Below are 23600 nucleotides of genomic sequence, written 5' to 3'. Positions count from 1 at the left end.
AAGACAAAGACTTCGATGGATCGCAAATTGCTCGACCTCCTATGCTCGCCCGACACCCGCCAGCCGCTCTCGCTGCTCGACGGCAAAGGCCTGGAAGCACTGAACACCGCCATCGCCGGCGGAAATCTGCAGCGTGCCGACGGCACCGTGCAGGCACAGCCGCTGCGTGAGGCGCTGATCACCCGCGACCGCAAGCAGATCTTCCGCGTCGACGATGGCATTCCGGTGCTGCTGGCCGAAGAGGCCATCGCTGCTGCGCAGATTGCCGACTTCCCCGAGAAGTGAATTCCTCTGTGCGTACGACCGTGCCGCAGGCGCCCCCGGCCGCGCTGGTGGATGCCGACGTGGCACGCGCACTGGCCGAGGACATCGGCACCGGCGATGTGACTGCGGCGCTGCTGCCCGATCAGGCCGACAGCGCCTATCTGCTGTGCAAACAGGATGCGGTGATTGCCGGGCGGCCCTGGTTCGACGCCACGCATCGCGCGCTCGACCCACAGGTGCGCATCGACTGGCAGGTGCATGAAGGCCAGCACGTCGGCGCCGGCACGGTGTTGGCGCTGCTGCATGGTCGCAGTCGTAGCCTTGTCAGCGCCGAACGCACTTCGCTCAATTTCATGCAGACGCTTTCGGCTACGGCCACCGCGACGGCCGCCTACGTTGCGGCAGTCGCCGGTACCGGCACGCGCATCCTGGATACGCGCAAGACGCTGCCGGGTCTGCGCGCTGCACAGAAATACGCGGTGCGTTGTGGCGGTGGCGACAATCACCGCATCGGGCTGTTCGATACGGTGATGCTCAAGGAAAACCATATCCGCGCCGCCGGCTCGCTGAGCGCTGCCGTGCACGCTGCACGTGCGCAGCAACCGCAGCTGCCGCTGGTGGTCGAAGTGGAAACACTGGAGCAACTGCGCGAGGCCTTGCAGGTCGGCTGCACGCGCATCCTCATCGACGACTTCGACCCGGCGATGCGTCGCGAAGCGGTCCGCCTCGCTGCCGCCTTGCCGCGCGAACGACGCATTCCACTGGAAGTCTCCGGCAGCGTGGACCTTGCCGGCATCGCTGCGATTGCCGCCGATGGGGTGGATTGCATATCCATCGGCGGTCTGACCAAGCACGTGCAAGCCATCGACCTGTCGCTCAAACTCGGCCCGCCGCCACGCTGACTTCACGCGTGCCCACACGCAGCTCTGTCAGCCTGTTGATATTGTTCTGTACAGGATCTGCGATGACTGGAAAACCTTGGCCGTGGGTCTGCCTGTTACTGGCAGCATGGGGCGGCAACGCGGCAGCTGCGGAAGTGTGCGATATGCCGCCGCGATTCGGCACCAGTCCTGCAGCAATCGCCATCGTGCGCAGTGCCTGTAACGAACACAGGTTGTGGCAACGCCCGTTTATCGATGCCAAAGGTCGTCTGGCCAGTCTTGGCGTGACCGAAGCCGAGTCCAGCTATCTTGCCGACCACGGCGTGGTGGCCTGGCAACGCGTCGCGGGTTATTGGCGCGACAGTGGCACGCTGGCATCGATGGGCGGCAGTGCGGGGGCATCCAGTTGCGCCGCGCTCGATGGCACGCGTTACACCGCCAGTGATTGCCGCGCCTTCCTGATCGACAACCCGTGGTCGGCCGCCTTCATTTCATGGGTGATGACGCAAGCGAGGTTGAGCGGTTTTCATCGCTCGGCACGCCACCTGGATTACATAAAGAGCGCGTATAACGACGGCGCCAGCGGCCCGTATCAGTTCACCGATCCGGCGGTGGAAAAACCTGCTCCCGGCGATCTGTTGTGCCTGCTGCGCGGGCGCAGCGCCGCGCTCGGCTATGCCGGGCTCAAGGCCGGACTTGGCGGTAGCGCCCCGATGCCATGGCAATCGCATTGCGACGTGGTGGTGGCGGCCAACGTCGGTGGCGATCGCACCTTGTATTTGATCGGCGGCAATGTGTTCAACACGGTAATGATGCGCAAGATGCCGCTGGACCGTGCCGGCCGCGTGGTGCTGCCGACGCCGCAGTCCGCCGGCAGCCAGGATCAGAGCGAAGACGGCCTGGGCATCGCCAGCGAATGCACGCCAGCGCACGAAGAACTGTGCGATTTCAATCGGCGCGATTGGGCTGCGCTGTTGAAGCTGCGGCCGGATGCAGCGATGACGGCGCCGCCGCCGGTTGAACCGTTGCCCGCCGCGCCAGTCACCTCGCCCGCAGACCAAACGATGCCGCCCGGTTTCCCGCGCGTTGTGCCGCCGCGTCCGCAGACGCAGCCAGCGCCGACCCAGCAGCCTGGGTGACGGGGGTCAAGGCCCTGCTCTCCCCTGGGGCGACAAAGGCGCAGCTCGCGCACCACTGGCGCGCGGGCCTTGGAAAGCTCCCGCGCCACGAACGCTGACTTTGGCGCGAAGCGGGGGCGAGGTGAGGGTTCATGGTGAGTGGTGAGGCCTTCGCCTTGTTTCAAACTGCACGAGGCTTCGCCACACCCTCATCCGGCGCTGCGCGCCACCTTCTCCCGCTCGCGGGAGAAGGGAATCTGTTGAAAGCCTTTCTTCCGGGGGGGGGGGAGAAGGGTCAAAGCCCATGTCATTACCGAGCACATACGAAAAAGCGGGCCGAAGCCCGCTTTTTCGTCATGCTCAGACAGTGGCGATTACTCGGCCGAAGCCGGCACGCCCTCGCCTTCTTCCACTGCCTTGATCGACAGACGGATGCGGCCCTGCTTGTCCACTTCCAGCACCTTGACGCGGACCAGATCGCCTTCCTTCAACTTGTCGCCGACCTTCTCCACGCGCTCGCTGGAAATCTGCGAGACGTGCACCAGGCCGTCCTTGCCGGGCAGGATGGTGACGAACGCGCCGAAGTCCATGATCTTGGCGACCTTGCCTTCGTAGATGCGGCCCGGCTCCACGTCCGAGGTAATCTGCTCGATGCGCGACTTGGCAGCTTGCGCGGCAATCGCGTTGACCGAGGCAATGATGATCGTGCCGTCATCCTGGATGTCGATCTGCGTACCGGTTTCCTTGGTGATGGCCTGGATGGTCGAACCACCCTTGCCGATCACTTCGCGGATCTTGTCCGGGTGGATCTTGATGGTCAGCAAGCGCGGCGCGTAATCGCTCAGTTCCAGACGCGGGGTGGTCAGTGCATGCGCCATCTCGCCAAGGATGTGCAGACGGCCGGCCTTGGCCTGCTGCAATGCCTGCTTCATGATCTCTTCGGTGATGCCTTCGATCTTGATGTCCATCTGCAGCGCGGACACGCCTTCGGCAGTACCGGCCACCTTGAAGTCCATGTCGCCCAGGTGATCTTCGTCACCCAGGATGTCGGACAGCACCACGAAGCGGTCGTCTTCCTTCACCAGGCCCATGGCGATACCCGCCACCGGCGCCTTGATCGGCACACCGGCGTCCATCAGCGCCAGCGAGCTGCCGCAGACCGATGCCATCGACGAGGAACCGTTGGACTCGGTGATTTCCGAGACCACGCGGATGGTGTACGGGAATTCTTCCAGGCTCGGCATCACCGCGAGCACGCCGCGCTTGGCCAGACGGCCGTGGCCGATCTCACGACGCTTCGGCGCACCGAAACGGCCGCACTCGCCCACCGAATACGGAGGGAAGTTGTAATGGAACAGGAAGTTTTCCTTGTACTCGCCGCTGACCGCATCGATCACCTGGCCATCGCGGGCGGTGCCCAGCGTGGTGACCACGATCGCCTGCGTCTCGCCGCGGGTGAACAGCGCCGAGCCGTGGGTACGCGGCAGCACGCCGGCCTGCACCGCGATCGGACGCACGGTATCCAGTGCACGGCCGTCGATACGCACCTTGGTCTCCAGGACCGAGTCGCGCATGGTGTGGTATTCCAGCTCGCCGAATTCCTTCGACAGCTCAGCGGTGCTCCAGCCCTCGGAGGCGACACGGCCGGCCAGCGATTCCATCACGTCCTTCTTGATCGCCGAGATGGCGTCGCGACGCTGCAGCTTGTCGCGCACCTGGAAGGCACCAGCCAGCTGCGTGCCGACCGCTTCCTTCAGCGCGTTGATCAGCGCGGTGTTCTTGGCAGGCGCAACCCAGGTGCTGGGCTTGGTGCCGGCTTCGACGGTCAGCTCGTTGATCGCGTTGATGACCTTCTGCAGTTCGCGGTGACCGAAGGTGACCGCGCCCAGCATCACTTCTTCGGACAGCAGCGCCGCTTCCGACTCCACCATCAGCACCGCGTTCGCGGTACCGGCGACCACCAGCTCCAGCTGCGAATCCTTCAGCTCGGCGATGGTCGGGTTGAGAATGTATTCGCCGTTCTTGTAGCCCACCTTGGCGGCGCCGATCGGGCCATTGAAGGGGGTGCCGGCCAGCGACAGTGCGGCCGATGCGCCGATCAGCGCGGCGATATCGCCGTCGATGTCCGGGTTCATCGACATCACGGTCGCGATGATCTGTACTTCGTTCTTGTAGTCCTCCGGGAACAGCGGACGGATCGGACGATCGATCAGGCGCGAGATCAGCGTTTCCTTCTCGGTCGCACGTCCTTCGCGCTTGAAGAAGCCGCCCGGGATGCGGCCGCCGGCATAGAACTTCTCCTGATAATCAACGGTCAGGGGGAAGAAGTCCTGCCCTTCGCGCGCGGTCTTTGCGGCGACGGCGGTGACCAGCAGTACGGTGTCGTCCATCTTGACGATGACCGCGCCGCTCGCCTGGCGAGCGACTTCGCCCGTCTCCAGGGTGACGGTGTGCTTGCCGTACTGGAAGGTTTTGGTGATTTTTGCCACGGAGGTTTTTTCCCTTAGGTGTTGCTGTCTTCGTTGGACCGTCGTCGACCCATGCCGAGAACGGGTGGCCGGGAGGCTCCGGCCCATGAACTACATGCTGCAAACAACGGAGTGCCAATGACCAAAACGAAACCGCGGCGCATCGCTGCGCCGCGGCGGTAGGACTCGATTAGCGGCGCAGGCCGAGCTTCTCGATCAACGACTTGTAACGCGCGTTGTCCTTCTTCTTCAGGTAGTCGAGCAGGCTGCGACGACGGTTGACCATCTGCAGCAGACCACGACGGCTGTGGTGATCCTTCTTGTGGGTCTTGAAGTGACCGGTCAGCAGCTCGATGCGCGCGGTCAGCAGAGCGACCTGCACTTCCGGCGAACCGGTGTCCTGGGCGCTGCGCTTGTTGTCTTCAATAACTTTCTGGGTGTCGACGGACATGATGTGTACTCGATAGATGCGTGGTCGACAGGAACGTGCATGACGCACCGTCGGACTCGCCGTTTGCTAGGAATGAGCGCGCTTGGCGCTGAAGGTGCCCCGATCGGGGCCGCGAAATTGTAACGTCGTGCGACTACGGGAACAAGTTGACCAAACCTTAACAAGCCGAAAGGTCGTTCAGTCCATTGAACAGCCGCTGCGGCGACAAACGCCCCTCGGCGTCCACCAGGCCTAGGCCTGAGGGGATTCCGTCGGGTCCGAACACCGCCACCTGGCCGGCCGGAAATGCGGCATCACGCAGGCGCTGGCCCATTCGGAACCGCGTCGCATGGGCCTGGTCGAGCACGATCCGCGCAAAATCGACCAGGCCGGCCTGGATCGGCAACAGCAATTCCTGTGCATCGGTACCGGCTTCCAACGCTGCAGATAGCGCCTCCAGCGTCATCATCTGCGGAGTGCGAAACGGCTCGACCCACAGGCGACGCAGCGACGCGATATGCGCACCGCAGCCCAGCACTTCACCAAGATCGCGCGCCAGGCTGCGGATGTAGGTGCCCGAGCCGCAGGTCACGCGCAGTTGCAGACGCGGCGCGTCGTAGCCGATCAGTTCGATCGCATGCACGTCGACCTCGCGCACCGGCGCATCGATCACCTCGCCACGGCGCGCCTTGGCATACAGCGGCTCGCCGCCCTGCTTGAGTGCGGAGTAGATCGGCGCCTGCTGCGCGATCCGACCGACGAACGGCGCCAGCGCCGCGCGCAAGCCATCGTCTCTCAGCCCGGGCACCGTACGTTCGCGCAATGGCTCACCATCGGCATCGTCGGTATCGGTGGTGATGCCCAACACGATCTCGGCGTCATACGCCTTGGCCGAGCCGAGCAGCAGGCCGGCAATCTTGGTGGCCTCGCCCAGGCATAGCGGCAGCAAGCCGGTCGCCAGCGGATCCAGGCTGCCGGTGTGGCCGCCCTTTTCCGCACGCAATAACCGGCGCGCAGCCTGCAATGCATTATTGGAACTGAGCCCAGCCGGTTTATCCAGCAACAGGATGCCGTGCAGCGGGCGATAGACGATGCGGGGTTTCAAAGGATCGGTGCTCGAATCGGGCGACCTGCGCGCCCGTGGGAGTCAGTGCCGCGCCTGAAACGGCGGCGGCCGGACAGCGCTCAGCGCTGCTCGGCGTCTTCGTCGCTGGAGGTGGCCTCCGGGCCGACGTCGTCCAGGTCACGCAGCAAGTTATCGATGCGCTCGCCGCGATCGACCGAATCGTCGTAATGGAAATGCAGCTCCGGCACATGACGCAGCTTCATCGCGCGCGCCAACTGCGTACGCAGCTGACCAGCGATTTCCTTGAGCCCCTTGACCGCTTCAGCCGAACGCTCCTGCTGCAGCGCGGTGACGAACACCTTGGCATGCGCCAGGTCGCGGCTGATTTCGACATCGGACACGCTGACCGACGGCAAGCCGTGGTCGCGCACGGCCGCGTGCACGATCGTGCCGAGGTCGCGACGCACCTGTGCCGACACGCGGTCGGTGCGATGGAATGATTTGGTTGGCATGGTCGTGGACCTGGTTGATTCGGAGGGCCAGTTGGCACCGAAGCCAAAAACGGACGCGGGCGGCCATGCCGCCCTCGCCTTGCAAAACTTGCCTTGAAACCGTGCTTGACGGAATCCGGGGCCCGCAGGCCCCGGCAGCCGTTACAGCGTACGCGCGACTTCGATACGCTCGAAGCACTCGATCTGGTCGCCGGGCTTGACGTCGTTGTAGGCCTTCACGCCGATACCGCACTCGGTACCGTTGCGCACTTCCTCGACGTTTTCCTTGAAGCGACGCAGCGATTCCAGCTCGCCCTCGAACACCACGACGCTGTCGCGGAGCACGCGGATCGGCTTGCTGCGCTTGACCACGCCTTCGATGATCATGCAGCCGGCAACCGCACCGAACTTGGAGCTGCGGAACACGTCGCGCACCTGCGCGATGCCGATGATCTCTTCGCGGATTTCCACGCCGAGCAGACCGGACGCCACCTGCTTCACCTGGTCGATCACGTCATAGATGATCGAGAAGTAACGCAGATCGATGCCGTTGGACTCGACGATCTTGCGTGCCGAGGCATCCGCACGCACGTTGAAGCCGATCACCGTCGCCTTGGAGGCCGCTGCCGAATTCGCATCGGATTCGGTGATGCCACCCACGCCGGAGTGGATCACGTTGATGCGGATGTCGTCGTTGGACAACGCCACCAGCGACTGCTTGAGTGCTTCCACCGAACCCTGCACGTCGGCCTTGATCACCAGGTTCAACACCTGCTGACCTTCGCCCTTGCCCATCTGGGCCAGGATGTCTTCCATGCGGTTGGTTGCCGAGGCGACCAGACGCGACTCGCGGCGCTTGGTTTCGCGCTGCTGTGCCACGTCCTTGGCCAGACGCTCGTCGTCGACGACCACGAAGTCGTCGCCGGCTTCCGGCACGCCGGACAGGCCGAGCACCTGCACCGGAATCGACGGACCCGCCGAGGCCGGCTGGTGGCCGGTTTCGTCGAACAGCGCACGCACGCGGCCGTACTGAATGCCGCACACCAGGTAGTCGCCACGCTTCAGCGCGCCCTGCTGCACCAGCACCGTCGCGACCGGGCCGCGGCCCTTGTCCAGCGACGATTCGATCACGGTCCCGCTGGCGCGGCCATCGGCCACTGCCTTGAGTTCCAGCACTTCGGCCTGCAGCGAAATCGCGTCCAGCAGCGTGTCCACACCGGTACCGACCTTGGCCGACACTTCGATGAACTGGGTATCGCCACCGAAGTCTTCGGCCACCACGTTTTCGGCCAGCAATTCGTTCTTGACCCGCAGCGGATCCGCGCCGGCCTTGTCGATCTTGTTGACCGCCACGATCAACGGAACGCCTGCCGCCTTGGCATGCGCCACCGCTTCCTTGGTCTGCGGCATCACGCCGTCATCGGCGGCAACGACCAGCACCACGATGTCGGTGATCTTGGCCCCGCGCGCACGCATCGAGGTAAACGCGGCATGGCCGGGCGTATCCAGGAAGCTGATGACGCCACGGCCGGTTTCGACGTGGTACGCACCGATGTGCTGGGTGATGCCGCCGGCTTCGCCAGAGGCGATCTTGGTGCGACGGATGTAATCCAGCAGCGAGGTCTTGCCGTGATCGACGTGACCCATGATGGTGACCACCGGCGGACGCGTCGTGGCATCGCCCTGCGCATCTTCGGCATGCGCCAACAGCGCGTCTTCGAAGTCGGCATTGTCGGCACGCACCGCCTTGTGGCCGAGTTCTTCGGTCACCAGGGCAGCGGTATCGTGATCGATGCTCTGGGTGATGGTCGCCATGACGCCCATCTTGAACAGCGCCTTGACCACATCGCCGCCCTTCAGCGCGAGCTTCTGCGCCAGGTCGGCCACGGTGATGGTTTCGCCGATCGCCACTTCACGCACCACCGGTGCGGTCGGACGCTCGAACCCGTGCGGGCCGCTATTGCCCTGATTGCCACCACGCCCGCTGTCGTTGCCACGGCGCGAGGACGACGAACCCGGACGACCGGTCGGCTTGCTGCGCACATTGGAACGGCGCGCGCGATCGGCCGCGGACAGATGCAGCTGCCCGGCAAAGCGCTTGGTCGCATCGTCGTCTTCGACGCCAGCCACCATGACGTGCGAACCGCGCGTCTTGTGCTTGGCGGCATTGTTGCGATCGTCCGGGCGTGCCGGCGTGGCCGGGCGCGACGCCGGCGATGCACCAGCCGGACGGGCCGGACGCGGTGCCGAAGACGGCGAAGACGGGGCACGCGCGGCAGGTGCCGACGGCGCAGCAGCAACCGGGGCCGGCGCACTGGCAGCCGCAGCGGCTTCCTCGGCAGCCTTGCGCTCGGCTTCTGCACGGTCTTTGGCGGCCTGCTCTTCGTCACGCTTGCGCTGAATCGCTTCGTCGCGCACACGATCGCTTTCGGCCAGCGCCTGCTGCTCGTCGAGATTGCGCTGACGCGAGGCGGCGAGCTTGGCCAGGATGTCGGCGCGCTCTTCGTCCGGCGTCATCGGCGCGGCACGGCCGCTGCCTTCATTTTCGGACTTCACGTAGGTGCGCTTCTGCCGCACCTCGACGTTGACCGTGGTCTTGGTGCGGCCGGCGTTGACCGTCACTTCCTGCAGCTTGCGCCGATTCAGCGTGATCTTCTTGGCTGCTTCGCTCGCCGCTTCGGCAGGCGCCTCGGCCTTGCCGTGCGTGCGACGCAGGAAGCCAAGCAGTTTCATCTTCTCGGTGCTGGTCACGACCTGGTCGGGACCGCTGAACTTCATTCCGGCCTCGGCCAGTTGAACCAGCAGTTTATCGACCGGCGTATTGACCAGTTCGGCAAGCTTGCGGATGGTGGTTTGCTGCGACATTCGGATCCTATGATCTGGTTGGCGCCCCCTCGCCCAGAGCAAGGGAAACGCTGATTCTAAGCCCTGATGGGGTCAGGGCGCGGTTCATTGCCGGCTCATTCGCCGCGCTCCAAACGGGCGATCTCCTCGGCGCGGGCCGCCAGGATCAGCGCCGCGGCGCGCTCCTGGGTCAAACCCTCGATGCCGAAGTCGACGATCTCGTCCGCTGCCAGGTCGGACAAGTCCTCGCTGGTGCGCACGCCGTGCTCGGCCAGAGCAAAGGCCGTTTCCTCGTCCATCCCCTCCAGCGCCAGCAGGTCCTCGGTGGGCTGAGTTCCTTCCAGGCCTTCTTCTTCTGCCAGCGCGGCGTTGAGCAACGCATCGCGGGCACGGGCGCGCAACTCTTCGACGATGTCTTCGTCGAAGCCTTCCACCGCCAGCAACTCGCCGACCGGCACGTAGGCGATTTCCTCGACCGTATTGAAGCCCTCGGTCACCAGGATCGCGGCGATTTCTTCGTCCACTTCCAGGCGGTCCATGAACAACTGGCGCGCGGAGGTCTGCTCGGCTTCGGACTTGGCGGCCACCTGGTCGGCGGTCATCACGTTGAGCTGCCAACCGGTCAGGCGGCTGGCCAGACGCACGTTCTGGCCGCCCTTGCCGATCGCCTGGGCCAGGCGATCTTCCGCCACGGCCAGATCCATCGAGTGCTTGTCTTCATCGACGATGATCGACTGCACTTCGGCCGGCGCCATCGCATTGATCACGAAGTTGGCCGGGTTCTCGTTCCACAACACGATGTCCACGCGCTCGCCATTGAGCTCGTTGGACACCGCCTGCACGCGCGAACCGCGCATGCCGATGCAGGCACCGATCGGATCGGTGCGGGTGTCGTGCGCGATCACGGCGATCTTGGCGCGGTCGCCCGGATCGCGTGCGCAGGCCTTGATCTCGACCAGGCCCTGACCCACTTCCGGCACTTCGAGCTTGAACAGCTCGATCATGAATTCCGGCGCGGCGCGGCTGATGAACAGCTGCGGGCCGCGTGGTTCCGAACGCACTTCGGCCAGGTAGCCGCGCACGCGGTCGCCCGGACGCAGTACATCGCGCGGAATGCCCTTGTCCTTCGGAATGAAGGCTTCGGCATTGCCGCCCAGATCGACAAAGATATTGCCGCGCTCGGCACGCTTGACCACACCGGTGATCAGCTCGCCCACGCGGTCCTTCCAGGCATCGACCACCTGCTGGCGCTCGGCTTCGCGCACACGCTGCACGATCACCTGCTTGGCGGCCTGCGCGGCGATACGGCCGAAATCCGGGTTTTCGATCTGTTCTTCGATGTAGTCGCCCACATCCACGCCGTCGGCTTCGTCGATGGCATCCATCAGACGCACCTGGCGATCCGGCGACTCCATCACCACATCGTCGGCCACCACTTCCCAACGACGGAAGGTTTCGTAGTTGCCGTCCTTGTGGTCGATGGTCACGCGCGTCAGCACGTCCTGGTCGGGATAGCGCTTCTTCGCTGCGGAAGCCAACGCGGCCTCGATCGCATCGAAGATCACTTCGCGCGGCACGCCCTTTTCGTTGGCCACCGCATCCACTACCAGCAAAAGTTCCTTGCTCATTTAGTCACTCCGCGCGCGGCTTGCCAGCCGCCGACTCGTTGGATGGTTTCTTCTTCTCGTGCCCGGGTTTTTTCGGGCCGGGCTTATTCGGTTTTTGCGGGGCCAGGCCCAAAGCGACCCAATCCGGCAGGATGCGCGCCTTGTCGATGTTGTCGAAGCCGATCTGTACGTCCTTGCCGTCGATGGCGAACACCACCGCGTCGGCCTCGGACTCGATCCGCACGATCTTGCCCTGGAAGCGGCGCCGACCATCCTGCGCCAGCTTCAACACGATCTTGGCGGACTCGCCGGCATGACGGGCGAACTGCTCCAGCGTGAACAACGGACGATCCACACCCGGCGAGGACACCTCAAGCGTGTAGTTGCCGGTGATGGGGTCTTCGACGTCGAGCTGGGCCGACACTTCACGGCTCACGCGCTCGCAGTCATCGACGTTGATCACACGCTCGGGCTGTTCGGCCAACGGCACATCGATATACAGGCGCAACGTGGCGCCACCTGGAGCGGGAAGATATTCCACACCCAGCAGTTCCAAGCCCAGGGACTCAACCGTTGGACTCAGCAGATTCGCGATTTCGGTCGCTTTTTCGCTCACAGACTGCCCTGATCAGATGATTGCCAGTAGAACCCCGGCAACCGGCAGCAAACTTTCCGGTTCCGGAAAAAACAAGGGGCCCGATGGGCCCCTTGCGTAAAAAAAGCCCGACCTCTCAGGGTCGGCGCAAAGACGGGAACATGCGTCTTTGCGATCCAAGAAGCTGAAGTACTGCCCTAAGGCATTGCATTAACGCAGCACTTCAAAACTTGGTAGCGGGGGCAGGATTTGAACCTGCGACCTTCGGGTTATGAGCCCGACGAGCTGCCAGACTGCTCCACCCCGCAGCAGAAGCGGAATTATGAAGAACTCGGGAGAAAATTGCAAGCCCCAGTTTTCCATCTGTTGAAACCCTGGTGGGTCTCAACGTCGCGGCGAATGATAACCGCATTGCAACAAAAACGAAACATCAATCACAACTTTATTTCAGGGCCAGGCAACACGCGCGCATGTCTGCCTGCAGCCTGGCGCAGACAGGCGTTACGCGAGACCTGCAAATGCGCGCTGGCACCACACCATGATCGGACTCCAGCTCACGCCCAGGGCCAGCAAGGCCAGCGCGTTGACACTGAGCACGATGCCCAGCACGCGGTCGTTGTTGGCCGGCAACGGCTCGCCGACCGGCTCATCGAAGTACATGACCTTGATGACGCGCAGATAGTAGTAAGCGCCGATTACCGCGCAAAGCACACCAACGATCGCAAGCCACAGCATGTCGCCCTTCACTGCAGCGCCCAACACCGCCAGCTTGGTCCAGAACCCGAGGAACGGCGGAATACCGGCCAGCGAGGCCATGATGCACAGCACCAGGCCGGCCATCCATGGATTGCGCGCGTTGAGTCCTTTGAAGTCGTCGATGTTCTCGGCTTCAAAGCCATTGCGCGACAACGCGATGATGGCGCCGAACGCGGCGGTCGACATGATGGTGTAGCTCACTGCGTAGAACATTGCAGCGCTGTAGCCCTCTTCACCGCCACCGGCAACACCCATCAGCAAAAAGCCGATATGTGAGACGGTCGAGTACGCCAGCATGCGCTTGAGATTGCTCTGCGCGATGGCCATCAGGTTGCCGATCACCAGCGACAATGCCGACAGGCCGCCAATCAGCAGATGCCACTGAGGCGACAACGGCCCCAGGCCCACTTCCAGCAGGCGATACGCCATCCCGAAAGCCGCCAGCTTGGGGGCCGAACTGATGAACAACGCGATCGGCGCGGGCGCGCCCTGGTAGACGTCGGGCAACCACATATGGAACGGTGCGGCACCCAGCTTGAAGGCCACGCCAGCGATCATGAAGATGGTGCCGGTCAGTAGCAGCGTGCGCTCCTTGGAGCCGTCGATCGCGTCATGGATGCCGCTCAGGCTGAGCGTACCGGTAGCGCCATAGACCAGCGACATGCCATACAGCAGCAGACCCGACGCCAGCGAGCCCAGCACGAAATACTTCATCGCCGCTTCGGTCGCCAGGCCGTTGTCGCGATTGGAGGCAACCAGCGCGTAGGAGCACAGCGCAAGCAATTCCAGACCCAGGTAGACCATCAACAGGCTGCCCGCCGACGCCAGCAGCATCATGCCGGCGGTGGCGAACAACACCAGCACCGGGATTTCGCCCTGATAGAGATTGCGCTCGCGCAGGTAGCTCCAGCCGTAGACCAGGCTCAGGCCACTGACGAACACGATCACGGTCTTCATCACATCCGCAGCCGTATCGCGTACGAACATGCCATGGAACGCTTCGCCCTGCCCGCCCGTGCCGGTGGCCAATAGCGCCAACACCACGGCGAGCACCGCGACGGAAAACAGGTGGGTCCAGACCTTGTGCCGCTGGCTGACGAACAGGTCGAGCATCAGCAGGGCAAAGGCGCCGCCGATCAGCACCAGCTCCGGAGCGAGCGGAGCCAGGTCAGCGGTGGTCAACGGCGCGAGCGTTGGCGTGGTCATCATCAAATCCTGAAAATCAAAACGTACGGCAAGCTGTTACAGCTTGGTCGCGGCAATCTGGGTAGCCAGCTTGGCGATCGATGGTTCCATCAGATCGGTCAGCGGCTTCGGATACAGGCCCAGGGCCAGCACGCCAGCGGCGAACACCCCCAGCACGAACGCCTCACGGCCATTGATGTCCTTCAGCTCGGCCACGTGTGCGTTGGCCACTTCGCCGAAAAACACGCGCTTGTAGAGCCACAAGGTATAGGCCGCAGTGATCACCAGTGTGGTGGCCGCAGCGAAGGCAATCAGCGGGTGCTTCTGGAAGCTGGCCAGGATCACCATGAACTCGCCAACGAAGCCGCTGGTGCCCGGCAAGCCGGCATTGGCCATGAAGAACAGCATGGCGAAGGTTGCGAACCACGGCATCACGTTGACCACGCCGCCGTAATCGGCGATGCGGCGGGTATGCATGCGGTCGTACAGCACGCCGATGCAGGAGAACATCGCGCCGGACACGAAGCCGTGCGAGATCATCTGCACCATCGCACCCTGCAGGCCGAGACGGGCGGCGTCGGTGCTGCCGTACTCGCGCACCAGGGTGAAGGCGATGAAGGTGCCGAGGGTGACGAAGCCCATGTGCGCGATGGACGAATACGCCACCAGCTTCTTCATGTCGTCCTGCACCAGGGCCACCAGACCGACGTAGATCACTGCGATCAACGACAGCGCGATGACCAACCACGCAAACTCATGGCTTGCATCGGGAACGATCGGCAGGTTGAAGCGCAGGAAGCCGTAACCACCGATCTTCAGTGCGATCGCCGCCAGGATCACCGAACCGGCGGTCGGCGCCTCGACGTGGGCATCCGGCAACCAGGTGTGCACCGGAAACATCGGCACCTTGACCGCAAAGGCGATCAGGAACGCGAAGAAGATCCAGGTCTGCTCCTTGGCGGTCAGCTGCAGCGCATACAGGTCGGCAAGCTGGAAGCTGCCGCCCTTCAGATATAGGTAGACCAGACCCACCAGCATCAGCACCGAGCCGAGGAAGGTGTAGAGGAAGAACTTCATCGCCGCGTAGATACGCCGCGGACCGCCCCAGACACCGATGATCAGGAACATCGGGATCAGCATGGCTTCGAAGAAGACATAGAACAGCATCGCGTCGGTGGCAGCGAAGATACCGACGGTGACGCCTTCCAGAATCAGGAACGCGGCGACGTACTGATTGACGCGCTTGTCGATCGAGCGCCAGGCGCCGATCAGCGCCAGCACCGTCACCAACGTGGTCAGCACGATCAACGCGACCGCGATGCCATCCACGCCCAGGTTGTAGCCGATGTTGTAGGCCGGGATCCAGGCATGCAGTTCGATGAACTGCATGGCGTCATTGGCCGTGTCGTAGCCCAGCAGCGGCAGACTCAGCACAAAGGTCGCCACCGCAACCGCCAGCGATGCCCATCGGGCAGTTTCGGCGTTGCGCAACGCAAGGATCAAGGCGCCACCGATAATCGGCAGCCAGATCAAGATAGACAGTAAAGGCCAGTTCGACACGTTTTCTTATTCCGTACAGGTCAACGCCAGAAATGCATCAGTACCGCCAACAAGGCGATCAAACCGATGATCATTGCGAAGGCGTAGTGATAGAGGAAACCGGATTGCGTGCGACGCAGCAGATTTGCAGCCAGGTCGATCAGTCGGGCAGAACCATTGACGACGACACCGTCGACTACATGGGTATCGATGGCACGTGACGCCTTGCCAAGAGCAACGCCGCCACCGGCGAAGCCATTGATCCAGAGCTTGTCGAAGCCGTACTTGTTTTCCAGCAGCCATACGAGCGGCGCGAACGCCTTGCGCGACTTGGTGGCCAGCTCCGGCTTCCACAGGTAGAACAGCGCGGCCAGCAGCAGGCCAGCGACGGTCAGGAAGAACGGTGCAGCCAGCATGCCGTGCAGCGCGAACGCCACCGGGCCATGGAACTCTTCGGCGAGCGCGCCGACGGTGTCGCGCGCCGGATCGTAGAAGTCGACAATGCCGGTGAAGAACGACACCGCCTGACCCTTCATCGCGTGCGCGGCGTGGTGGCCCTGCCAATCGGTGCCGAACAACATCGGGCCGATGGTGAAGAAGCCGATCGCCACCGACGGGATCGCCAGCAGGATCAACGGCAACGTCACCACCCACTTGGACTCGTGCGGCTCATGCGCTCCGTGGTGCCCATGGCCGTGGTCATCGTGGCCGTGGTCATCGTGGCCGTGCGCGTCATGCGCATGTGCGTCATGCGCATGTGCATCGTGCGCATGCACCTGTGCTTCGGCATCGGTATGCGCGCTGTCGTGATGGGCATGCGCACCGTGCGCGTGGGCATCGCGGAAGCGCTCCTTGCCGTGGAAAGTCAAAAACAGCAGACGGAAGCTGTAGAAACTGGTGACCAGCACACCACCGAGCACGGACCAGTAACCGTAGGTCGCGATCCAGCTATGCGATTCGTGCGCGTGGTGCGCAGCGGCTTCGATGATGGTGTCCTTGGAGTAGAAACCCGAGAAGAACGGCGTGCCGACCAGCGCCAGCGTACCGATCACGCTGGTCCAGTAGGTCACCTTCATGTACTTGCGCAGGCCGCCCATCTTGCGCATGTCCTGCTCGTGGTGCATGCCGATGATGACCGAGCCGGCCGCCAGGAACAGCAGCGCCTTGAAGAAGGCGTGCGTCATCAGGTGGAACACCGCCGCCGAGTAAGCGGACACGCCCAGCGCTACCGTCATGTAGCCGAGCTGCGACAGCGTCGAATACGCAACCACGCGCTTGATGTCGTTCTGCACGATGCCGATCAGGCCGGTGAAGAAGGCCGTGGTCGCACCGATGAACAGGATGAAGTTCAGCGCCGTTTCCGACAATTCGAACAGCGGCGACATGCGCGCCACCATGAAGATGCCGGCGGTGACCATCGTTGCGGCGTGGATCAACGCCGAGATCGGGGTCGGTCCTTCCATCGAGTCCGGCAGCCACACGTGCAACGGCACCTGCGCCGACTTGCCCATCGCACCGATGAACAGGCAGATGCAGATCAGCGTCATCACGCTCCACTCGTGGCCAGCAAACAGCTGCACCTTGGCACCGGCCATGGTGGTCGCGTTGGCAAACACGGTGGAGTAATCCAGCGAGCCGAACCACAGCAACACGCCGGCGATGCCGAGGATGAAGCCGAAGTCGCCGACGCGATTGACCAGGAACGCCTTCATGTTGGCGAACACCGCGGTCGGGCGCTTGAACCAGAAACCGATCAGCAGGTACGAGACCAGGCCTACCGCTTCCCAGCCGAAGAACAGCTGCAGGAAGTTGTTGCTCATCACCAGCGTGAGCATGGAGAAGGTGAACAACGAGATGTAGCTGAAGAAGCGCTGGTAACCCGGGTCCTCTTCCATGTAGCCGATGGTGTAGATGTGCACCAGCAGCGAGACGAAGGTCACCACCACCATCATCATCGCAGTCAGGCGATCGACCATGAAGCCGACATGCGCGGAGTAATTACCGACGTCGAAGAAGGTGTACAGGTTCTGGTTGAACGGGCTGGCGCCCTGCTCCACCAATTGATACAGGGTCAGGCACGACAGTACGCAGCTGACCGCCACACCGAGGATGGTGACGTACTGCGCGCCCTTGCGCCCCACCTGACGACCGAACAGGCCGGCGATGATGCTGCCGACCAGCGGTGCGAGCACCACTGCAATCAACAGACTCTTGGAGAGAGTGATTTCCATCTACAGGTCAGCCCTTCAACGTATCGACTTCGGCCACATTGATCGTGCGGCGCGTGCGGAACAGAGTCACCAGGATCGCAAGGCCGATCGCGGCCTCCGCAGCGGCGACGGTCAGGATGAAGAACACGAACAACTGACCGGCGGTGTCGCCGAGCTCGCGCGAGAACGCGATGAAGTTGACGTTGACCGACAGCAGCATCAACTCGATCGACATCAGCAACACGATGACGTTCTTGCGGTTGAGGAAGATGCCGGCCAGGGAGATGCAGAACAGCACAGCGCCCAGTCCAAGCAGGTGGCCCAAGGTAATCAAGACTTCGCCTCCTGTCCGTCGGCCGCATCGATCTGCGGCGCGACCTGTACCGGCTTTTCAACCGCCATTTTGACGATACGCAAGCGATCGCCCGCCTTGACGCGAGACTGCTCGGAGGCAATCTGGATCTTGATGCCGGTGCGCTTGCGCAGCGTCAGCATCACCGCAGCCACCACGGCCACGGTCAGGATCACCGCAGCAAATTCGAATGGCAGCAGGAACTCGGTGTACAGGCTCTTGGCCAGCCAGGTCAGGTTCGAGCTATCGGCTGCCTGCGCGGCCGCGTTGTCGGCCGGGAACGGCGTGACACTGCGTGCCTTGACACCAATCAGCGTGACCATCTGCGCCAGCATGGCGACCGCGACGATGACACCGATCGGCATGTACTTGACCCAGCCCTCACGCAGACGGCTGGTGTCGATGTCCAGCATCATCACCACGAACAGGAACAGCACCATCACTGCGCCGACGTAGACCAAGACCAGCGTCACGCCGAGGAACTCGGCGCCGACCAGCAGCCAGATGCAGGCCATCGAGAAGAAGGTGAGGATCAGGCACAGCACGGCATACACCGGGTTGCGCACGCTGATCACCGCACCGGCGGACACGACCGCGACGGCGGAGAAGGCGTAAAAAGCAATAGTGACCCAGTCCATCATGACCTCAACGGAAGGCGGCATCGGCAGCGCGACGCTCGGCGATCTCGGCTTCAAACCGGTCTCCGATCGCCAGCAGCTGCGGCTTGTTGACAATGTTCTCGCCACGCTTCTCGAAGTGGTATTCGAGGATATGCGTCTCGACGATCGAGTCCACCGGGCAGCTTTCTTCGCAGAAGCCGCAGAAGATGCACTTGAACAGATCGATGTCGTAGCGCGTGGTACGACGCGAGCCGTCCTCGCGCTTGGCCGAGTCGATGGTGATCGCCAGCGCCGGGCACACCGCTTCGCACAACTTGCAGGCGATGCAACGCTCTTCGCCATTGGGATAGCGGCGCAACGCATGCAGGCCACGGAAACGCGGCGATTGCGGAAACTTCTCCATCGGGTACATCACGGTGTACTTGGGCTTGAACGTGTATTTCAACGTCAGCCACAAGCCTCCGAGCAATTCGAGCAGGAGCAAGCTCTTGAAGTAATGGGTGATCTTGTTCATCAATTACACGCCCTTCTGGATCACGCCGTAAAACACCATCAACGCCGTCACTGCGATCCACACGATCGTGAGCGGAATGAACACCTTCCAGCCCAGACGCATGATCTGGTCATAGCGGTAGCGCGGGAAGCTGGCCCGGAACCAGATGTAGGCGCTGGCGAAGAAGAACACCTTCATCAGCAGCCACGGCCAACCGCCGGTCCACACCCAATTGATCCACGGCGAAATATCCGCTGTGACCCAACCCTGGATCGGGCTCAGCCAACCGCCGAGGAAGAAGATCGAGATCAGGAAGCTGACCAGGATCATGTTGGCGTATTCGGCCAGGAAGAACAGCGCGAACGCACCGCCCGAGTATTCCACCATGTGGCCGGCGACGATTTCCGATTCGCCTTCCACCACGTCGAACGGCGCGCGGTTGGTTTCGGCGACGCCGGACACCCAGTACACGATGAACAACGGGAACAGCGGAATCAGGAACCAGTCGAAGAAGCCCGAATTACCGCCTTGCGCCAACACGATCTGGCTCAGGTTGACGCTACCGGAGGCGATCATCACGCCAACCAGCGCGAAACCCATCGCGATTTCGTAGCTGACCACCTGCGCCGCAGAGCGCATCGCGCCCAGGAACGCGTACTTGGAGTTGGACGCCCAGCCGGCCAGGATGATGCCGTACACGCCCAGCGAGGTCATCGCCAGCAGATACAGCAACCCGACGTTGGCGTTGGACAGCACCAACTTGGCATCGAACGGCACCACCGACCAGGCCGCGAAGGCCGGCGCCAATGTCAGCAGCGGCGCGATGATGAACATCGCCTTGTGCGAGCTGCTCGGCTGCAGGATCTCCTTGAACAGCAGTTTGAACACGTCGGCGAAGGCCTGGAAAATGCCCATGCCCACGTACATCGGCCCGTGACGCACGTGCATCCAGCCGATCAGCTTGCGCTCCCAGACAACGTAGAACGCCACCGCCAGGATCACCGGCACGGCGATCAGCAGGATCTTCAGCACGATCCACAGCAGCACGCCGCCATCGCCCAGTCCGAGGAACCACTGGTGCAGGGGGTCGACCACGTTCAACAGCAATTCGTTCATGCAGCCACCACCGTTACACGACCGGCACCGAGCGGCGCGGTTGCGCCATGGCCGGATTCGATCCACACCGTGCCCGGTGCGACACGCTTGTCCAGTATCACCGGCAACGTCGCCTGACCGGCGTCGGTACCGACCTTGACCATCTGATGCGCGCCGACCTGCAACTGTGCGGCCTGGTCGGGATGCATCACCACGCAGGGCGCGATGTTGAGCGGATGCGACTGCAACGCAGCAGCACGCCGCACCACGGCATCGGTGCGATAGATCGCTGCGGTGGCGGCCACTTCCAGTCCGTCGCGCATCGTTGCCGGCTGCGCCGATGCCGCAGGAATGACGCTGCGATTCTGCATACCGGCACGCAGGCCGACCAGATCGATGAACTCGAAACCCGGAAGACCCAGCTCGCCGCCCAGCGCACGCAGGACGCGCCAACCCTCGCGCGCTTCGACCGGCAGACGGCCGGCGGCACGTGCCGTCTGCACGCGACCGTCGAGATTGGTCAGCGATGCATCGATCTCCGGCAATGCGCCGATCGGCAGGATCACATCGGCCACATCGCGCGTCGAGGCGCAGGCGAACTGGCTGAAAGCGACTACCTTGGCACCAGCCAGCGCGCTGCGTGCAGCAGCTGCATCGGCAAAATCCAGGCCCGGCTCGATGCCGTACAGCACAAACGCCTGACGCGGCTGCGCCAGCATGCCGGCCACATCGCGTGCGGTCGGCAGCACACCTTGCGCAACCAGCCCGACAGCGTTCGCACCCTGCGGAATCCGGCACAGCGACGCACCGGTGGCAGCGGCAAAGTCGCGTGCAGCAGCACGCAGTGCAGCGGCCTGCGGATGATTTTCAGCCAGTGCACCGACCACGATCACGGCACGCGTGGCGCCCTTGACCGCATCGCGCAAGGCCGCATCGTTCAGTGCGCCAGCCAGTTGCGACGGCGCAACGACCGTGCGGCTTGCCTGGGTGAAGGCAAAATCGAAATCGACCGGATTGACCGAATGGATCTGCGTCCGGTTCTGGATGTGCGCTTTGCGCAAACGCGCATGCAGCAGCGGCAGTTCGTGACGCACGTTGGTGCCGAACAGCACGACAACATCGGCCTGCTCGATCTCTGCAAGCGGCGTGGCGAAGGTTTCGGCCACTGCAGCGTCGGAGAAATCGCGGTTGAGCAGGCGGTGATCCAGATTGCCGCTGCCCAGGCCTTCGGCCAGGCGTGCGAGCAGCGCGCCCTCTTCGTTGGATGTGGACGGATGCACCAGCACACCCAGCGCGTCGCCGGCATTGTCGCGCAGGATCTGGGTCGCAGCGGCCAGACCTTCGGTCCAGCTCACTTCGGTCCACTCACCGTTGATCTTCTTCAGCGGCTTGACCGCACGGTCTTCCGCATACAGGCCCTGGTGCGAATAACGGTCACGATCGGACAGCCAGCACTCGTTGACCGCTTCGTTGTCGCGCGGCACGGTGCGCAGCACTTCGCCGCGACGCACGTGCAGGAACAGGTTCGAGCCCATCGCATCGTGATAGCCGAGCGATTCGCGCGCCATCAATTCCCACGGACGCGCACGGAACTGGAACACCTTGTTGGTCAGCGCGCCCACCGGGCAGACGTCGATGACGTTGCCGGAAATTTCGGTGGTCAGCGGCTTGCCGTCGTAGGTGCCGATCTGCAGGTTTTCACCGCGATACATGCCGCCCAGTTCGTAGGTGCCGGCGATGTCTGCAGTGAAGCGCACGCAGCGGGTGCACTGGATGCAGCGGGTCATTTCGGTGGCAACCAGCGGACCGATGTCTTCGTCCGGCACCACGCGCTTGCGCTCGTTGAAGCGGCTCACCGACCGGCCGTAGCCGAGCGAGACGTCCTGCAATTCGCATTCGCCGCCCTGATCGCAGATCGGGCAGTCCAGCGGGTGATTGATCAGCAGGAATTCCATCACGCTGCGCTGGTACTTCAACGCTTTTTCGCTGCGCGTGGTGACCTTCATGCCATCCATCACCGGGGTGGCGCAGGCCGGCGACGGCTTCGGGGATTTCTCGACGTCCACCAGGCACATGCGGCAGTTGGCCGCGATCGGCAGCTTCTCGTGGTAGCAGAAGCGCGGGATCGGAATGCCGGCCTTGTCGGCCGCCTGGATGATCATCGAGCCCTTCGGCACCACCAGGGACTGCCCGTCGATCTCGACGGTGACATGGTCCGGTGGCACGTTCGGGTTCACTGGTTGGGCGCTCATGCGGCCACTCCGACGTGCGTGTCGACGATCGAACGACCGTTGACGATGTAGTACTCGAACTCGTCCCAGAACTGGCGCAGGAAGCCTTGAATCGGCCACGCCGCCGCTTCGCCGAACGCGCAGATGGTGTGCCCTTCGATCTGGCCGGCCACGGTGCGCAGCTGGTGCAGGTCTTCCATCGTGGCCTTGCCGGCGACGATGCGCTCCAGCACGCGATGCATCCAGCCGGTACCTTCGCGGCAAGGGGTGCACTGCCCGCAGGATTCCTTGTGGAAGAACTGCGAGATGCGGCAGGCGAAACGCACGCAGCACACGCTGTCGTCCAGGACGACAATCGCGCCCGACCCCAGACCGGTGCCCAGTGCACGCAAGGTGTCGTAATCCATCTGCAAGCCAGGCATCTGCTCGGCCTTCAGCACCGGCATCGACACGCCACCGGGCACCACTGCCTTGAGCTTGCGGCCCGGGCGCAGACCACCGGCCATTTCCAGCAGTTCGTCGAAGGTGGTGCCGAGCGGCACTTCGAAATTGCCGCCCTTCTGCACGCAGCCGGACACCGAGAAGATCTTCGGGCCGCCGTTCTTGGTCTTGCTCAACCCCAAAAACCACTCAGGGCCGTTGCGAATGATCGCCGGCACCGACGCGTAGGTCTCGGTGTTGTTGATGGTGGTCGGCTTGCCGTACAGGCCGAAGTTGGCCGGGAACGGCGGCTTGTAGCGCGGTTGGCCCTTCTTGCCTTCCAGCGATTCCATCAGCGCGGTTTCTTCGCCGCAGATGTAGGCGCCGGCACCCAGCGCACCGTAGATATCGATATCCACGCCGCTGCCGAGGATGTTCTTTCCCAGCCAGCCGTTGGCATACGCATCGGCCAGCGCCAGTTCGAAATTCTCGAACGGCTCGTGGTGGAACTCGCCACGCAGGTAGTTGTAGCCCACGGTCGAGCCGGTGGCGTAGCAGGCGATCGCCATGCCCTCCACCACCGAATGCGGGTTGTAACGCAGGATGTCGCGGTCCTTGCAGGTGCCCGGCTCGGATTCGTCCGAGTTGCACAGGATGTATTTCTGCATCGTGCCCTTGGGCATGAACGACCACTTCAAGCCGGTCGGGAAGCCCGCGCCGCCGCGGCCGCGCAGGTTGGACGCCTTGACCATTTCGATGACGTCGGCCGGCGCGATCTTCTCTTCGAGGATCTTGCGCAGCGCGGCGTAGCCACCGGATTTCAGATAGCTCTCGTACGACCACGGAGTGTCGTAGTGCAGCGTCGTGTAGACGACCTGATGCGGCAACGGTGCCGGCCCGACCGGGCCCGAGGGTGCGTGATGATGTGCCATGTC

19 protein-coding genes and 1 tRNA gene are annotated in these 23600 nt (G+C 63.3%); 3 read left to right on the top strand and 17 right to left on the bottom strand.

Annotation, left to right across the window (positions count from 1 at the left end):
• The first annotated feature begins 15 nt into the window (after positions 1 to 15).
• From GGR62_RS04695 to GGR62_RS04685, 3 genes are all read left to right on the top strand, one after another.
• Positions 16 to 285: a Trm112 family protein gene (locus tag GGR62_RS04695; RefSeq protein ID WP_184406805.1), complete on the top strand. Its 270-nt coding sequence runs from the start codon at positions 16 to 18 to the stop codon at positions 283 to 285.
• Entirely contained in the window at positions 282 to 1166 is an 885-nt protein-coding gene (gene nadC, locus GGR62_RS04690; RefSeq protein WP_184406804.1) for a carboxylating nicotinate-nucleotide diphosphorylase, read from the top strand. Before GGR62_RS04695 ends, nadC begins: the two co-directional genes overlap by 4 nt.
• A gap of 62 nt (positions 1167 to 1228) precedes the next feature.
• Positions 1229 to 2284: a DUF2272 domain-containing protein gene (locus GGR62_RS04685; protein ID WP_184406803.1), complete on the top strand. Its 1056-nt coding sequence runs from the start codon at positions 1229 to 1231 to the stop codon at positions 2282 to 2284.
• Between the two features lie 353 nt (positions 2285 to 2637).
• Here GGR62_RS04685 and pnp read toward each other — a convergent pair whose 3' ends face one another.
• From pnp to nuoF, 17 genes are all read right to left on the bottom strand, one after another.
• Positions 2638 to 4752, bottom strand: a complete 2115-nt coding sequence (pnp, locus tag GGR62_RS04680; RefSeq protein ID WP_184406802.1) for a polyribonucleotide nucleotidyltransferase — start codon at positions 4750 to 4752, stop codon at positions 2638 to 2640.
• Between the two features lie 169 nt (positions 4753 to 4921).
• Entirely contained in the window at positions 4922 to 5182 is a 261-nt protein-coding gene (gene rpsO, locus GGR62_RS04675; RefSeq protein ID WP_184406801.1) for a 30S ribosomal protein S15, read from the bottom strand.
• 157 nt (positions 5183 to 5339) lie between these two features.
• Positions 5340 to 6266, bottom strand: coding sequence for a tRNA pseudouridine(55) synthase TruB (truB, locus tag GGR62_RS04670; RefSeq protein WP_184406800.1), 927 nt, complete (start codon positions 6264 to 6266; stop codon positions 5340 to 5342).
• Positions 6267 to 6346: 80 nt separating this feature from the next.
• On the bottom strand, positions 6347 to 6739 hold the full coding sequence (gene rbfA / locus GGR62_RS04665; protein ID WP_005914265.1) for a 30S ribosome-binding factor RbfA: 393 nt from the start codon (positions 6737 to 6739) through the stop codon (positions 6347 to 6349).
• A gap of 141 nt (positions 6740 to 6880) precedes the next feature.
• Complete coding sequence (gene infB, locus GGR62_RS04660) at positions 6881 to 9583, bottom strand: translation initiation factor IF-2 (RefSeq protein ID WP_184406799.1); 2703 nt, start codon at positions 9581 to 9583, stop codon at positions 6881 to 6883.
• A 95-nt stretch (positions 9584 to 9678) separates the two neighbouring features.
• The gene (gene nusA, locus GGR62_RS04655) at positions 9679 to 11190 is read right to left on the bottom strand and encodes a transcription termination factor NusA (RefSeq protein WP_184406798.1); all 1512 of its coding nucleotides are present in this window, start codon (positions 11188 to 11190) and stop codon (positions 9679 to 9681) included.
• A 4-nt stretch (positions 11191 to 11194) separates the two neighbouring features.
• Positions 11195 to 11785 (bottom strand): ribosome maturation factor RimP, encoded by a 591-nt coding sequence (gene rimP, locus GGR62_RS04650; RefSeq protein WP_184406797.1) that lies wholly within the window; start codon positions 11783 to 11785, stop codon positions 11195 to 11197.
• A gap of 210 nt (positions 11786 to 11995) precedes the next feature.
• Positions 11996 to 12072: transfer RNA gene (locus GGR62_RS04645), tRNA-Met, on the bottom strand.
• Between the two features lie 193 nt (positions 12073 to 12265).
• Entirely contained in the window at positions 12266 to 13726 is a 1461-nt protein-coding gene (nuoN, locus tag GGR62_RS04640) for an NADH-quinone oxidoreductase subunit NuoN (RefSeq protein ID WP_184406796.1), read from the bottom strand.
• A gap of 36 nt (positions 13727 to 13762) precedes the next feature.
• Positions 13763 to 15265, bottom strand: coding sequence for an NADH-quinone oxidoreductase subunit M (locus tag GGR62_RS04635; RefSeq protein WP_184406795.1), 1503 nt, complete (start codon positions 15263 to 15265; stop codon positions 13763 to 13765).
• A gap of 20 nt (positions 15266 to 15285) precedes the next feature.
• Complete coding sequence (gene nuoL, locus GGR62_RS04630) at positions 15286 to 17475, bottom strand: NADH-quinone oxidoreductase subunit L (RefSeq protein WP_184406794.1); 2190 nt, start codon at positions 17473 to 17475, stop codon at positions 15286 to 15288.
• A 7-nt stretch (positions 17476 to 17482) separates the two neighbouring features.
• Positions 17483 to 17788, bottom strand: coding sequence for an NADH-quinone oxidoreductase subunit NuoK (nuoK, locus tag GGR62_RS04625; RefSeq protein ID WP_005914274.1), 306 nt, complete (start codon positions 17786 to 17788; stop codon positions 17483 to 17485).
• The gene (locus tag GGR62_RS04620) at positions 17785 to 18447 is read right to left on the bottom strand and encodes an NADH-quinone oxidoreductase subunit J (protein ID WP_184406849.1); all 663 of its coding nucleotides are present in this window, start codon (positions 18445 to 18447) and stop codon (positions 17785 to 17787) included. The genes nuoK and GGR62_RS04620 overlap by 4 nt, the downstream gene beginning before the upstream one ends.
• A gap of 4 nt (positions 18448 to 18451) precedes the next feature.
• Positions 18452 to 18940 (bottom strand): NADH-quinone oxidoreductase subunit NuoI, encoded by a 489-nt coding sequence (gene nuoI / locus GGR62_RS04615; protein ID WP_184406793.1) that lies wholly within the window; start codon positions 18938 to 18940, stop codon positions 18452 to 18454.
• Positions 18941 to 18943: 3 nt separating this feature from the next.
• Positions 18944 to 20035 carry an NADH-quinone oxidoreductase subunit NuoH gene (gene nuoH, locus GGR62_RS04610; protein ID WP_184406792.1) on the bottom strand — a complete coding sequence of 364 codons (1092 nt, stop codon included), beginning with the start codon at positions 20033 to 20035 and terminating at the stop codon, positions 18944 to 18946.
• The gene (nuoG, locus tag GGR62_RS04605; protein ID WP_184406791.1) at positions 20032 to 22266 is read right to left on the bottom strand and encodes an NADH-quinone oxidoreductase subunit NuoG; all 2235 of its coding nucleotides are present in this window, start codon (positions 22264 to 22266) and stop codon (positions 20032 to 20034) included. The genes nuoH and nuoG overlap by 4 nt, the downstream gene beginning before the upstream one ends.
• Entirely contained in the window at positions 22263 to 23597 is a 1335-nt protein-coding gene (nuoF, locus tag GGR62_RS04600; RefSeq protein ID WP_184406790.1) for an NADH-quinone oxidoreductase subunit NuoF, read from the bottom strand. Before nuoF ends, nuoG begins: the two co-directional genes overlap by 4 nt.
• Between the last annotated feature and the right edge of the window lie 3 nt (positions 23598 to 23600).

The sequence above is a fragment of the Xanthomonas sp. 3075 genome, assembly GCF_014197275.1.
In the GTDB taxonomy this organism is placed as follows: domain Bacteria; phylum Pseudomonadota; class Gammaproteobacteria; order Xanthomonadales; family Xanthomonadaceae; genus Xanthomonas; species Xanthomonas campestris_B.
Note: the sequence above shows the minus strand (reverse complement) of the source record. Positions and strands in the feature narration are given on the sequence as shown.